This window comes from Lonepinella sp. MS14434, assembly GCF_042468235.1.
In the GTDB taxonomy this organism is placed as follows: Bacteria; Pseudomonadota; Gammaproteobacteria; order Enterobacterales; family Pasteurellaceae; genus Lonepinella.
The window spans coordinates 965,740-980,630 of the sequence record NZ_CP170386.1; the positions used below are offsets into that span (position 1 = coordinate 965,740).

Sequence of the window (14,891 nt, forward strand, 5' to 3'; positions counted from 1 at the left end):
TCATTTAGGCTAACAATGTTGAATTTCCGTATCTTTCGTTTTTTTCTATTGCTTTGGCTACTAAGCACAACGCATACGGCATTCTCTGCCCCAAAAGTGCCTGAAATTATAACAGATAATGGTTTAATTTACTGTACTAATGCCAGTGGATTTTCTTTTAACCCCCAAACGGCAGATGCCGGCACCAGTATGAATGTGGTGACCGAACAAATCTATAATAAATTATTTGAACCGCATAACAACAGTGCCAAAGTCGAGCCGTCACTGGCGCAATCTTATAGTATTTCGGCGGACGGCAAAACCATTATTATTAATTTACGTAAGGGCGTACAGTTTCATCACACCGCTTGGTTTACCCCAACTCGCAATCTTAATGCAGATGATGTGGTTTTCTCGTTAAATCGCGTGCTAGGGCATAATACGTCTTTGCCTGAATTTGCTAGTGACAGCAATGAAAATATTAATCGACAATATCAGATTTTCCACGAACTGGCTAAAAAATCTCGCTTTCCGTATTTTGAAAGCGTGAAATTAAACCAGAAAATTAAACAAGTAGAATCTATTGATCCTTATACAGTGAAAATTGAACTGTTCGCCCCTGATGCATCAGTATTATCTCATCTCGCCAGCCAATATGCGGTGATTTTATCGCAAGAATATGCGCTGCAACTCAATGCGGACGATAATCTCAGCCAGCTGGATGAATTACCCGTAGGAACGGGAGCGTATCAAGTAAAAGATTATTTCCGTAGTCAATATATTCGCTTACAACGTCATTCTCATTACTGGGGTAAAAAACCGTCTATTCCCCATATTGTTATCGATCTTTCCACCGATAAAATGGGACGTTTAGCTAAATTTTTCAACAATGAATGTCAAATTGCGAGTTTCCCCGAACCAAGCCAATTAGGCTTGTTAAAAAATAATGGTGAGCGTTTTCAAATGACCATGATGGACGGCATGAATTTGTCTTATTTGGCGTTTAACTTTTTACGTCCCGCTATGCAAGATAGAGATACTCGCCGCGCCATTGCTCAAGCGATTAATCGTGAACGGATTATAAAACATATTTATTATGATACCGCCACCATTGCTAATCGTATTATTCCGCCGGTATCTTGGGCTTCTAGTGATTCGCGACGTGGTTTTTTCTATCAATATAATCCACAACAGGCAAAAAGTGTATTACAGGATAAAAATCTCAAATTGGAAATGTGGGTGGTAGATCAAGAACAAGTGTATAATCCGTCTCCGATTAAAATGGCAGAAATGATTAAGTCGGACCTAGAAAAAGTCGGTGTAAAAGTGAAAGTGCGGTCGGTTTCTCGTAACTTTTTGATGCGAAATCTCAATAATAAAACTGAGGATTATGATCTAATCTTAAGCGGTTGGCTCACCAGTCACTTAGATCCTGATAGCTTCTTACGTCCTATTTTAAGTTGCAATACGACCAATGAAATCACTAATCTATCTAACTGGTGTTCACCTAAATTCGATAGCTTATTAGATTTTGCCTTAATTAACCATAATATTGATATGCGAGCATCGGATTACTATGCAGCTCAACTAGAAGTCTTAACGGAATTACCAATTTTCCCGATTGCTAATATTAAACGCTTGTTAATTTCCAATGCGGAAGTGAAAGGAATTGAAGTGTCGCCTTTTGGTAATATTAACTTTGAAAAATTATCCATCAGAGGCAAAAAATGATGTACGCATTCTGTCGCCGTATTTTTCTGACCTTTATTAACCTGTTTTTGTTGTCGTTGGTGAGCTACAGCATTTTTATGCGTGATCCATCCAATATTTCATTTTCTCAACCGCACTTTTTTTCCGGTTATGTTAGTTATGTGGGTAGTTTGATTAAAGGCGATTTAGGCATTACTTATAATGGTGGCGACTCGCTCAATTCTGCGATTTTCACCGTCTTTCCTCCCACCTTAGAACTTTGTTTCTTTGCGATTATATTGGCATTTCTATTTGGTGTACCTTTAGGGATTATCGGTGCATTTAATAAAAATCGGATTTATGGCAAGGCGATCAGTGGTTTATCGTCTTTTGGTGTGTCTGTACCAGTATTTTGGATTGCGCCAATTTTGCTCTATTTTGCTGCGATCTATGGTTGGGAAATTTCTGCTGTTGGGCAATATAATGTGCTTTATGAAATTCCATCTGTCACCGGCTTTACGGCTATTGATGTATGGTTAGTGGATGTCCCCTATCGAATTAAAATTATTCAAAATGTATTTCAACATTTGTCGTTGCCAACTCTCGTGTTAGCCATATCCCCTACTATGGAAATCACAAAATTAGTGCAACAACGTACGGAATGGATTTTGTCACAAAATTATGTAAAATTTTCTATGACCCGTGGTTGGTCAAATTTTACTATTTTACATCGTTATATCTGTCGTAACACGTTGCCGATATTAATTCCCGAGTTGCCACGCTTGATTACGTTTACATTAGCCTTGTCAATGCTGATAGAAACGACTTTCGCTTGGCCGGGAATCGGACGCTGGTTAATTTTAGCTATGAATCAACAAGACTATAACAGTATTGCGGTAGGGGTGATTATTATCGGTTTATTTATTATGGCTGTAAATATTCTAGCCGAATTTAGTTTATTTTTACTCGACCCCTTTGGCAAAAAAGGATGGCTAAATAATGCTCGATAAAGAACCTTATGAATTCCGTGACAGTGATGCCTTAAACCAAATTTGGCGATTGTTCCATAAAAATCGTGTAGCCTTATTTAGTTTCTATGCCACGGTCGCCTTATTATTAATTGCTATTTTCGCCCCTTGGTTAGCCCCTTATAGTAGTGATATGCAATTTGTAGGCGAAGAATTAACCCCCCCTTCTTGGAATAGTGCCGGGAAAGTTATCTACTTTTTCGGTACCGATGATCTCGGGCGGGATTTGTTTAGTCGCTTGCTTAATGGTGTGACCTATACTTTTGGCAGTACGGTGATTGTGGTATTTTTCGTTTCTATTATCGGCGGACTGTTAGGCATTATGGCGGGCATGTCAACAGGTCTAAAATCTCGCATGCTTGGGCATTTTCTGGATGCATTTTTGTCCATTCCAATTTTATTAATTAGTATTGTGATTGCTACTTTAATGGAACCGAGTTTACCAAATGCCATGTTAGCCATTTTACTCGCTTTATTACCGCACTTTATTCATGAAATCTATCAAGCGGTACATCAAGAACTTAAAAAAGAATACGTTTTAGTATTGCAACTGGAGGGTATCTCTAACACAGTGTTACTGAAAGAAACGATTTTACCAAATATCAGTGTTCGTTATATTCAAGAAATTATCCGTTCCTTTTCAGTGACATTAATGGAAATCAGTGCCTTAAGTTTTATTGCTTTAGGAGCTCAACGCCCAACACCTGAATGGGGAGCAATGATTCGAGATAGTTTAGAACTTATCTATCTCGCCCCTTGGACCGTCATTTTACCCGGTGTGGCGATTATTCTTTCAATGTTGGTCGTAATGTTATTTGGCAATGGCTTATGTAAAGCTATCAACAAATATTATGAATAGGAGCAACCATGGCATTATTAGATATTCGTAATCTTTGTATTGAAATTCCGACCTCACAAGGGCGAATTAGATTGGTGGATAACGTTAATTTAACCCTTGATGAAGGTGAAATTTGTGGTCTAGTGGGTGAAACTGGCTCGGGTAAAAGTCTGATCGCAAAAGTGATTTGTAATGCTTTTAAAGATAACTGGATTATCACCGCCGATCGTTTTCGTTTTGATGATGTGGAACTGTTAAAGCTCAGCCCTTATAAACGACGTAAACTGGTTGGCAAAGCGATCTCAATGATTTATCAAGAACCTCTCACTTATCTTGATCCAAGCCGTAAGATCGGTAAACAAATTATTCAAAATATTCCATCTTGGACATTTAAAGGACGTTGGTGGAAATGGTTTGGCTGGAAAAAACGCCGCGCCATTGAATTATTGCACAGAGTGGGAATCAAAGAACATAAAGATATTATGAATAGCTACCCAAAAGAAATCACAGAGGGGGAAGGGCAAAAAGTGATGATTGCCATTGCAGTGGCGAATCAACCACGCTTATTAATTGCTGATGAGCCGACTAATTCATTAGAACCCACAACTCAGTTGCAGATCTTTCGCTTGCTTTCCAGTATGAATAAAAATAATGGCATGACTATTTTATTCGCCAGCAATGATATTGCGGAAATTAGTAAATGGTGTGACAGTCTCACGATGTTATATTGTGGACAAAATACTGAAACGGGACCAAAGGAAAGCGTACTGGAAAATCCTTTTCACCCTTATACCGCATCATTGCTACATGCTACCCCAGATTTCAGCCAACCATTGCCATTTAAAAGCCGTTTGAGTACCCTACGAGGTAGCGTACCGTTGTTAGAACATATGCCAATGGGATGTCGCTTAGGTCCACGTTGTCCTTTTGCTCAAAAAGATTGCGTGAATAAACCACCATTACGCCGGATTAAACAACACCAATTTGCCTGTCATCATCCACTGAATTTACGTGAAAATGATACGATTAAAGAAACGGCAAGTCCGTTGAGATTAAACGTAGATATTCCCGTACAACACCATGATGAATAAAATAAAACGGAAGAAAAATGATCGCACTTTTAGACGTTAATGATTTATCCAAATCCTTTAAAGAACATCAAGGTTTGTTTGGGCCAGATACCTTTCACGCCGTACAAGATGTCAGTTTTAGCCTTGCACGCAAACAAACATTAGCCATTATTGGAAATAACGGCTCTGGTAAATCAACTCTGGCAAAAATGATTGTGGGTATCACTCGCCCCACATCAGGGCAAATTGTATTAGACGGCAAACCCCTCACTTTTGGCGATTATCAATACCGTTCCAAACGTATCCGAATGCTCATGCAAGATCCTAATTCTGCCTTTAATCCACGCTTAAATATCGGGCAAATTCTTGATATGCCTTTAAAATTAGGGACAAATCTGAATGAACAACAGCGTAATGAAAAAATCTTTGAAACCTTACGTTTAGTCGGTCTTTATCCCGATCATACTAACGTGAAAATCCACACCCTTTCTGCCAGCCAAAAACAACGTATTGCTTTTGCTCAAGCTTTAATTCTTGAACCACAGATTATTATTACCGATGATACTATTGGCACCCTAGATGCGTCCGTTAAAACCCAATTAACCAATTTAATGCTAAACGTACAAGAACGTCGTGGCGTTGCTTATATTTATGTCAGTCAACATTTAGGTTTTGTGAAGCATATTGCAGATCAGGTGCTTGTAATGGATAAAGGGTTAGTAGTGGAATACGGTTCAACCAGAAATTTATTTAGCCATCCGAAAAGTGATATTACCAAGCGGTTAGTAGAAAGCCATTTTGAGCATGTGTTGGATGATAGGGCTTGGGAGAGAGAGTGGTGACCTTCCCGTGTCGTACGAGGTTAAGCATGGTGACGATGCTCCGCATCTTAATATAATCTAGCCCCATCGCCAGTGCGGGGAAACAAAAAAACCCGAACTCAATGTTCGGGTTTTTCAACAAATTGACTAATCTATTGATTAAAAATATACACGTAAACCTACACCGTAAACATTGTCTTTTTCGGTTGTTGGTTCTGCATTTGCTACATAAGTTTTAGTACGTTGATGAGCATACTCAACATAAGTAATGACGTTTTTGTGTAATTTATAGTCCACACCTACTAAGTATTGATGTTGGATATTGTCTTCTTTTGCTTCAAGACGTTCCCATTGTACATAAACACGAGATGGTTCTGTCACTTGGTAGCTAGCTTGAACTAAAGAATAACGACCTTTATCATTTGATTTATCTGCTTTCACTTTATAGTTAGATTGACCATAGTTTAAGCCTAAATTGAATGGACCTACGGTATAACCTGCATGGACTAACCATTGACGGTTTTTCGCAACGGTATCTCTTGTTGTACCATTGTCATAATTATCTTGGCTATATACCGCACCGAAATCTAATGCTTGATTATCATCAATCGCAAAATTATAGAATAATGTTGCAGCATAACCGTTTTTCAAACTATCATCTGTTGAACCAGTGCTAGTGCGATCTTTGCTACTATCACCGAATAAATAATCTAAACCGAAACTGAAACCATTCCATTCAGCAGAACGGAATTTAATTTCTTTCTTAGCACTAGTAGTTAATGGAATTAATGCTCCACTATTGAAATAACCGTTATCACCAATAATATCATCCGCATTAGTTGCTTGGCGACCGAATGTTAAGGTACCAACATCTTGATGATTTAATCCACCATATAAATATTTAGTTGTTGGGTTATTAAAGGTACTTTTTGAATCTGCATTATCGTTAAAACGTAATTCATAACCAGCCAAACCAGATAAACCATTACCTAAATCTTGGCTCGCTTTGAGAATTACACGAGAACCGTCATTTACAAGGTCACCACGTTGATCATCACCTAAACGACCTAAGAACATACGGAATGAACCGCTTAATTCAATTTTTGTGCCATTTTGTTCATAAACGGTGGCAGCGTTTGCTGTGCTTACTGCTGTAGCGGCTGTTGCAGCCACTGCTAATGCTACTAATGTTTTTTTCATAATGTTTTCCTTCTTTGTATCAGGATTATTGTTATATACAACCAAGATTTGAACTTTTTAAATTTAAAACTGTCAAATCTCGCTTTTTTTAAAGCGAGACCATATTGCCAAAGAATGAAATTCTCGTCAATCAGAAAAGACAACATTTTATATAAAAAGTGATAAAGATCACATTTTTCGCAATAAATAGATTAATTAATATACAAAAATATCCTTGTTGTCACTCCATTTCTAGAAAAAATAGGCTCAAATGGAGCAAAAACGCGTTATCGAGTCAATTGAAAAATAATGCGCAAGCCAGCATTTTTGTGAGCCAAATCTTGCCTATTTTCAAATTGCACCTTGATATGGTGTAATTCTGCAATGCGTTTTACAATAGATAAACCTAATCCGCTACCCTTTTCATTTTGCCCTGCTGGGCGATAAAAACGCTGACCTAATTTATCTAAATCGGCTTGATTAACACCACCACCATTATCTTCAATATAAATTGCCGTTTTTTCTAACCGCACTTTTACTTGGCTATTTTCTGGACAATATTTAATTGCATTATCCAACACATTTCGCAACATTAAAGACAATAATAATGTTTGCCCTTGCTGTTGTACTGGGATACTGTGAACATCAAAAAGTAACTCGATTTGCTTTCTTTGAGCTGAAAAATACAGTTCGCTTATCACTGAACTGATTAATTTTTGCCAATCAATAATTTCTAGCTCATCTAATTGTTGTAGATTATCCAAACGAGATAAGGTTAATAATTGTTCTATCACCTGTGTAGCACGATCAATGCCTTGAGTGAGATTATTTAAGGCTTCATCTCTTAATTTAGCATCATCTCCCACCATTTGTGCAATTTCTGTTTGAATCCGTAAGCCAGCTAAAGGGCTGCGTAATTCATGTGCGGCATCTGAAGTAAAACGGCGTTCACGCACTAACATAGTGGAAGTGCGGTCAAAAAAACCATTTAATCCCTGTACTAAAGGCAAAATTTCATCAGGTAAATTTTTAGTATCAAAATGTTGATGATCATCGGGTGAACGTTGTCGCATTTGCTGTCCCACCTGATTTATATTTTTTAATTCTCGCCCGATCAGTAAAATCATCAATCCGATTAATAATGGCAAGCCAGCAATCCATACCCACATTTGCTTAAACACCATATCATTAATCAGGCTACCACGATATTTAAGTTGCTGTCCTACCGCCACAATTAAGCTACGATCTTCTGACGGTAACCAAAAAATTCGCCATTTATCATCACCACCAGCCAAATTGGTCACAGAAAATCCACGCACGGGGGCAAAAATAAAGTTTTCCCCTTTTGCATCATCGCCCAATAGTAATTCGCCGTTACGAGTAAACACGGCAAATGCCAAGGCATCATCATCATAATGGGCTTTACGTTTATGATAAGGTCGGAATCCCCCTCGCATTTGACGTTCAATTAAAATTTGGTGTAAATTAGACGTTGCCAACCGCTTTGCCAATAAAATCTGTTGAGCATCAAATAATTCATTCACTTCCTTACGAGCTTCAAACCACGCAATGCTAGTAGATATGCCCCATATTATTAAAGCAGTTAAAGACAAAATGGAAATTAAACGTAGGCGTAAACTATTCTTTGGTAGTAATTTCATCATTTTTTCCTAAGGCGTAACCTACACCATGTACGGTACGAATAAATTGTTTACCTAATTTTCTACGTAAATTATACATGTGTACTTCAAGGGCATTACTACTCACATCATCGTCCCAACTATATAATTTTTCTTCAATAAAGGTGCGACTGAGTACCCGTTTTTGATTGAGCATAAACAACTCGAGTAACTTATATTCTCGCGTAGTCAACGAAATTTCTTGTTCATTTAAAAAGACTTGGTGATTGGTCGGATCAAACTTTACTGCTCCATATTCCATAATCGGATTAGCTTGTCCATAACGACGGCGAATTAACGCTTGCAAACGTGCCACCACTTCAGCTAAGGCAAAGGGTTTACATAAATAATCATCCGCCCCACGTTGTAAGCCAGTAACCCGTTCATTTAAAGTATCACGTGCAGTTAAAATTAAAATGGGTACATCTTGATTATCCGCTCGCCATTGCTGCAAAATATCCAAACCATCCATTTTGGGCAAGGTCAAATCTAATACGACCGCATCATAATCCGCTGATTTAATCGCCTCAAAACCTGTTTTGCCGTCAGTAAACCAATCCACTAAAAAGCCCGATTTGGTTAAGCCAATATTTAACCCATTGCCGATTAAGGGATCATCTTCAATCACTAAAATTCGCATAAATTACACCGCAGTTTGTTGTTAATTTCTGTTGTTAGCATAACAAAAAAGCGACCTGAATGTCGCTTTTTATAGAAAATTATTCCGCTTTATCGGCTGGCTTACCTGACGGCTTGCCTTCTGGTCTTGCTCTCACTTTTTCTACCACAAAGGCTTCCACTTCGGTTTTGCCCCAAGATTTTTCCACTTCTGCCACGATCTTGACTTTATCTTCTGGACTAATAAATCCACGCATGGCTTTACGATCAATCTCTAAGGTCAATTCGCCTGAGCTATCTTTAAATACGAAGTCGTTTTTACCCACTTGTTTAACAATATGACCAATTAAGATAATTGGCTGATCATCTTGCCATTTTGCTGCATCTGCCACTTGTGTGGTTTTAGTCGGCATAAATCCACCGTGCTTTGGTTCTGGACGTTCATTATTAGGGCGATTTTCAGCCATTCTATTGCCACGATCTGCACCTTGCCCACGATTCTCTGGTGATCTTGCTTTTGCTTGAACAACTACAGGATCTAAAGTTTCTTGTGATTCTGGTGCGGTTTCTGCTTGTACAAGACTTGCCCCAGCTAAAATAGATAAACCCAATAATGTGGCTAAACTCGTTTTCTTCATTGCATTTTTTTTCATCATAATTTCCTTTCTAAAATAAGGTTAATCATCCAAAGCACGGCTCTACAGCATCACTTTGTTGAAAAAGATTAAAGCAAATAAGTATTAAGAAAAAATGAAGAAAGGGGTAAATAATTTAAATTTCCAGCCGAAACCAAAACAACAAGGGTAAAACAATCAAAAAAAGCACCGCACTTAATGACACCGCTAATTTAAATTGCCAATGTTGCGTCTTATGCTGAAAATGTTGCATACCTAAATGCACACCGATAAACCCACCAATAAAACAAAGGGTAAAGAATACCAATTCTTCAATTCGCCATTGTTTATTTTTGGCACGTTTTTTATCTTCTCGCATTAAAAAATAAGCGGTGATATTCACCACCGCTAGATAGGTTATAAAGAAATAAAGCATGAATTATTTTTCATAAACCGGCAAACGCTTACAGATTTCCAACACTTTCGCTTTGGTTTCTGCAATGACGGCTTCCTCATTGTCTTTGCCTAACGCATCTAATACATCACACATCCAGCCGGCTAATGTGGTAACATCTTGCTCATTGAAACCACGGCGAGTCACTGATGGTGTACCTACACGAATACCAGATGTAACAAATGGTTTTTGTGGATCATTTGGCACGGCGTTTTTGTTGACCGTGATATTCGCACGACCTAATGCGGCATCCGCTGCTTTACCCGTTAAACCTTGTTTTACAAAACTAACAAGGAATAAATGGTTTTCCGTACCGTTAGATACCACATCATAACCACGAGCTTTAAACACTTCCACCATGGCTTTGGCATTTTTCACTACATTTTGTTGATAGACTTTGTATTCTGGTTCAAGTGCTTCTTTAAAACAGACGGCTTTTGCTGCAATGATATGCACTAATGGACCACCTTGACCCGCAGGGAATACCGCAGATTGGAATTTTTTGTACATTTCTTCATCACCAGAAGAAGACAAAATCAAGCCACCACGTGGACCGCCTAAAGTTTTGTGTGTCGTTGTAGTCACAACATGTGCGTGTGGTAATGGATTTGGATAAACGCCAGCTGCAATTAAGCCTGCTACGTGTGCCATATCGACAAATAAATAAGCTCCCACTTCGTCCGCAATTTCACGCATTTTTGCCCAGTCCACCACTTGGCTATAAGCAGAGAAACCGGCTACGATCATTTTTGGTTTGCACTCAAGGGCTTTTTGACGCACATCTGCATAGTCGATTAAACCGTCTGCGGTGATACCGTATAACACGGAATTGTAGATCTTGCCCGAAAAGCTCACTTTCGCACCATGGGTTAAGTGACCACCATGGGCTAAGTCCATGCCTAAAATCGTATCACCTGGTTTAATTAACGCCATATATACTGCTGCATTAGCTTGTGAACCTGAGTGCGGTTGCACATTGACATAATCCGCCCCAAATAATTGTTTGGCACGATCAATAGCTAATTGCTCAACAATATCCGCATATTCACAACCACCGTAATAACGTTTTCCTGGATAACCTTCCGCATATTTATTGGTAAATTGTGAGCCTTGTGCTTCCATAACTAATGGGCTGGCATAGTTTTCTGATGCAATCAATTCAATATGTTCTTCTTGACGACGGTTTTCATCTTGAATGGCTTGCCATAAAATGGGATCGTAATTTTCAATGGTGACAGATTTTCTAAACATAGATTTGTCCTTTTAAATAAAGTTGGTAGGTAAATTTCATGATAGTTTACCCTGTTTTTGACTAAAATTTAATTGTTAATTATTCCACTTTTGAATGAATTATTTTCATCTTTATTTCGTTTGCTCTCTCGCCACCGCCCGATAGCCAATATCACGGCGATAAAAACGCCCCGTCCAATTCACTTGTTCGGCTAATTGCAAGGCTTTTTGTTGGGCTTCAAACACGCTATTACCTAAGGCTGTCACACAAAGCACTCGTCCGCCGTTAGTAACAAGTTTACCGTCTTTTTCTGCCACACCAGCCAAGAACACTTTTTCATCGGCTTTACTTTCTGTTGGTAAACCGTGAATCTCATCATTCTTACGATAATCTGCTGGGTAGCCTTCTGCTGCCAACACAATGCCTAAGGCTGGTTTCGGATCCCATTGTGATTTCACCTGATCTAACTCGCCTTGACAGGCTTTCAAACAAAGCTCAACTAAATCTGATTGCAAACGCATCATAATCGGTTGGGTTTCAGGATCACCAAAACGGCAGTTAAATTCGATCACTTTTGGCTGACCGTTTTTATCAATCATTAGACCCGCATATAAAAAGCCTTTATACACATTATTTTCCGCTGCCATGCCACGTACAGTTGGGTAAATAATTTGTTCCATAACACGCTGATGAATTTCGCTGGTTACCACAGGCGCAGGTGAATACGCACCCATTCCGCCAGTATTCAAGCCTTGATCATTTTCACCGACACGTTTATGGTCTTGACTGGTCGCCATGGGTTCAACGTGTTCACCGTCTACCATGACAATAAAACTGGCTTCTTCACCGTCCAAAAATTCTTCCACCACCACACGGCTACCCGCTTCACCAAAGGCATTACCCGCTAACATATCGCGTACTGCATCTTCCGCTTCTGTCAACGTCATTGCCACAATCACGCCTTTGCCAGCCGCTAAACCATCTGCTTTAATCACAATCGGCGCACCTTTTGCACGAATATAAGCAAGGGCAGGGTCAATTTCCGTGAAATTTTGATATTCCGCCGTTGGGATATTATGACGAGCTAAAAAATCTTTGGTAAAGGCTTTTGAGCCTTCCAGCTGAGCGGCGGATTGACGTGGTCCGAAAATGGTTAACCCTGCTTGTTCAAAAGCATCCACCACACCAACGACTAACGGAGCTTCAGGACCAACGATAGTTAACCCGATTTGGTTATCTTGAGCAAATTTGACTAATGCAGGGACATCAGTAGCAGAAATCGCCACATTTTGTACCGCAGTTTCACATGCTGTACCTGCGTTTCCAGGGGCGACAAAGACTTTGGTTGTGAGTGGTGATTGGGCAGCTTTCCAAGCTAGGGCGTGTTCGCGACCGCCATTTCCAATAATAAGAATGTTCATTAATAGTTTTCCTTTTTTATGACTAATTATGTTTATCTATTTTTTTACAATCGGGTTTCGCCGATGGCGACTTACTTTTTCTTTGCTTGTGCAAAGCAAAAGTAAGCAAAAAGAAAGCCCCCCCCAACTTTGCCTTATTTCCTGAAAATGTTTTAATTTGCTTAACGGAAAATGGCTGAACTCGCTTCGCTCAGACAGACGCCATTTTCCTACAAATTAAAGCATTTTCAGGCGGCAAACATGGGGTCCATGGGTTTCCAATACCTAGCACTGGCGTACTAGGTTAAGCATGGTAACGCTACTCCGTAGCTTAAAAAATATCTATTTTTTTAACCGCACTTTTGTCATGCTCGATCGAAACTTGGGGCCCCGTCTGAGTCGCCTGAGCGTTTTGGTATTTTTAGCTATATTTTGCATGTCTGAGCGAAGCGAGTTCAAAATTTAGCGTTAAGAAAATACCAAATAAGCGAAGAAAAGCGGTGAAGTCGGGGTGTGCTTTTCTTTGCCTACTTTCTTTTGCACAAGCAAAAGAAAGTATGGTCGCCCATCGGGCGAAACCGATTTCCAATTAATGACGGAAATGTCGCATCTTAGTCAACACCATCACCATCCCATGTTCATCCGCCGCATCAATCACCTCTTGATCCCGCATTGAACCACCAGGGTGAATCACACATTCAATGCCCACTTCTGCCGCTGCATCAATACCATCACGGAACGGGAAGAACGCATCAGATGCCATTACGCAACCCGCCACGTTCAAGCCCTCATCTTGTGCTTTAATGCCTGCAATTTTAGCTGAATAAACTCGGCTCATTTGCCCTGCACCGATACCGATAGTTTGGTTATCTTTGGCATAAACAATGGCGTTAGATTTGACGAATTTCGCCACTTTCCAGCAGAACAATAAATCCTGTAATTCTTTTTCTGTCGGTTTACGTTTGCTGACAACTCTCAAATCATCAATGCCCACCATACCTAAATCTGCGTCTTGCACCAACAAACCGCCGTTCACCCGTTTAAAATCTAAACGTTGCTGCGTTTGGCTAAATTCACCACATGCCAATAAACGCACGTTTTTCTTCGTCTTAACCACATCAACCGCACCTTGTGACACTTTCGGTGCAATAATCACTTCCACAAATTGACGCTCTACAATCGCTTTCGCAGTTTGTTCATCTAACTCACGATTAAAGGCAATAATTCCACCAAAGGCAGAAGTCGGATCCGTTTGATAAGCACGATCGTAGGCTTGCAAAATATTCTCGCCCAATGCCACACCACAAGGGTTAGCGTGTTTTACGATCACACAAGCAGGTTCAGCAAAGGATTTAACACATTCAAGAGCAGCGTCTGTATCTGCAATATTGTTATAAGAAAGGGCTTTGCCTTGTAATTGTCTGGCGGTGGAAACGCTGGCTTCTTTGACATCTTGTTCCACATAAAACGCGGCATTTTGATGGCTGTTTTCACCATAACGCATCGTTTGTTTGCGTACGAAATTTAGATTTAAGGTACGTGGAAATTGACCACAAACGGCATTTTCATCTTCTTCGTCCGCTTTAAAATAAGGCTTCACTAATTTACCGAAATAATTAGCAATCATACTGTCATATTGGGCGGTATGTTCAAAGGCTTTAATCGCTAAATCAAAACGGGTTTCAAAGGTTAAACTATTGTGATTTTGATCCATTTCAGCAAGAATAGTATTAAAATCTTGGTTATTTACCACAATCGCCACATCTTTATGGTTTTTCGCCGCAGATCGCACCATGGTTGGTCCACCAATATCAATATTTTCTACTGCATCGGCTAAGGTGCAATCGGGTTTAGCCACCGTTTGAGCAAAAGGATAAAGATTCACCACCACCATATCAATAGGATCAATGCCATGCTGTTGCATGATACCATCATCTTTTCCACGACGACCTAAAATGCCCCCATGCACTTTCGGATGTAAGGTTTTCACTCGCCCGTCCATCATTTCGGGAAAGCCAGTATAATCAGACACCTCGGTTACGGCTAAACCGCTGTCTGCTAACAATTTAGCTGTTCCACCTGTCGATAATAATTTCACCCCACGTTGCACTAGACCCTGTGCAAATTCTACGATACCGCTTTTATCAGAAACGCTTAATAACGCCTGACGAATAGGACGATTTGATTGCATTGAAATGTTCCTTTGAGAATAAATAAAAATCGGCTTGCATTATAACGCAAACGGTTGCGTTTATATACTGGATAAATAAAAAAAGCCTGTATTCTCTCCG

At 39.6% G+C, this 14,891-nt stretch carries 13 protein-coding genes; 5 read left to right on the top strand and 8 right to left on the bottom strand.

Going from position 1 to position 14,891, the window contains the following annotated elements; genetic code table 11:
• The first annotated feature begins 15 nt into the window (after positions 1-15).
• From O1Q79_RS04705 to O1Q79_RS04725, 5 genes are read left to right on the top strand one after another with little or no spacing between them, the layout of a single operon-like run.
• Complete coding sequence (locus O1Q79_RS04705; protein ID WP_386693214.1) at positions 16-1,710, top strand: ABC transporter substrate-binding protein; 1,695 nt, start codon at positions 16-18, stop codon at positions 1,708-1,710.
• On the top strand, positions 1,707-2,678 hold the full coding sequence (locus O1Q79_RS04710; RefSeq protein ID WP_386693215.1) for an ABC transporter permease: 972 nt from the start codon (positions 1,707-1,709) through the stop codon (positions 2,676-2,678). The genes O1Q79_RS04705 and O1Q79_RS04710 overlap by 4 nt, the downstream gene beginning before the upstream one ends.
• Positions 2,668-3,555, top strand: coding sequence for an ABC transporter permease subunit (locus tag O1Q79_RS04715; protein ID WP_386693216.1), 888 nt, complete (start codon positions 2,668-2,670; stop codon positions 3,553-3,555). Before O1Q79_RS04710 ends, O1Q79_RS04715 begins: the two co-directional genes overlap by 11 nt.
• An 8-nt stretch (positions 3,556-3,563) precedes the next feature.
• Positions 3,564-4,625 (top strand): oligopeptide/dipeptide ABC transporter ATP-binding protein, encoded by a 1,062-nt coding sequence (locus tag O1Q79_RS04720; protein WP_386693217.1) that lies wholly within the window; start codon positions 3,564-3,566, stop codon positions 4,623-4,625.
• A gap of 20 nt (positions 4,626-4,645) precedes the next feature.
• Positions 4,646-5,446, top strand: a complete 801-nt coding sequence (locus O1Q79_RS04725; RefSeq protein ID WP_386693349.1) for an ATP-binding cassette domain-containing protein — start codon at positions 4,646-4,648, stop codon at positions 5,444-5,446.
• A 138-nt stretch (positions 5,447-5,584) separates the two neighbouring features.
• On the opposite strand, the gene O1Q79_RS04730 is transcribed toward O1Q79_RS04725, so the two are convergent.
• The 8 genes from O1Q79_RS04730 to purH all read right to left on the bottom strand — a co-directional run bounded on the left by O1Q79_RS04730 (position 5,585) and on the right by purH (position 14,791).
• Complete coding sequence (locus tag O1Q79_RS04730) at positions 5,585-6,625, bottom strand: porin (RefSeq protein WP_386693218.1); 1,041 nt, start codon at positions 6,623-6,625, stop codon at positions 5,585-5,587.
• Positions 6,626-6,891: 266 nt separating this feature from the next.
• The gene (gene qseC, locus O1Q79_RS04735) at positions 6,892-8,265 is read right to left on the bottom strand and encodes a quorum sensing histidine kinase QseC (RefSeq protein WP_386693350.1); all 1,374 of its coding nucleotides are present in this window, start codon (positions 8,263-8,265) and stop codon (positions 6,892-6,894) included.
• A complete protein-coding gene (locus O1Q79_RS04740; RefSeq protein WP_386693219.1) occupies positions 8,243-8,923 on the bottom strand; it encodes a response regulator in 681 nt (226 codons plus the stop codon). Before O1Q79_RS04740 ends, qseC begins: the two co-directional genes overlap by 23 nt.
• 79 nt (positions 8,924-9,002) lie before the next feature.
• Positions 9,003-9,557, bottom strand: coding sequence for a YgiW/YdeI family stress tolerance OB fold protein (locus O1Q79_RS04745; RefSeq protein ID WP_386693220.1), 555 nt, complete (start codon positions 9,555-9,557; stop codon positions 9,003-9,005).
• 115 nt (positions 9,558-9,672) lie between these two features.
• Complete coding sequence (locus O1Q79_RS04750) at positions 9,673-9,951, bottom strand: DUF1294 domain-containing protein (protein WP_386693222.1); 279 nt, start codon at positions 9,949-9,951, stop codon at positions 9,673-9,675.
• A gap of 3 nt (positions 9,952-9,954) precedes the next feature.
• Entirely contained in the window at positions 9,955-11,220 is a 1,266-nt protein-coding gene (gene glyA / locus O1Q79_RS04755) for a serine hydroxymethyltransferase (protein ID WP_386693224.1), read from the bottom strand.
• A gap of 111 nt (positions 11,221-11,331) precedes the next feature.
• Positions 11,332-12,621, bottom strand: a complete 1,290-nt coding sequence (gene purD / locus O1Q79_RS04760; protein WP_386693226.1) for a phosphoribosylamine--glycine ligase — start codon at positions 12,619-12,621, stop codon at positions 11,332-11,334.
• Between the two features lie 568 nt (positions 12,622-13,189).
• Positions 13,190-14,791: a bifunctional phosphoribosylaminoimidazolecarboxamide formyltransferase/IMP cyclohydrolase gene (purH, locus tag O1Q79_RS04765; RefSeq protein ID WP_386693227.1), complete on the bottom strand. Its 1,602-nt coding sequence runs from the start codon at positions 14,789-14,791 to the stop codon at positions 13,190-13,192.
• Between the last annotated feature and the right edge of the window lie 100 nt (positions 14,792-14,891).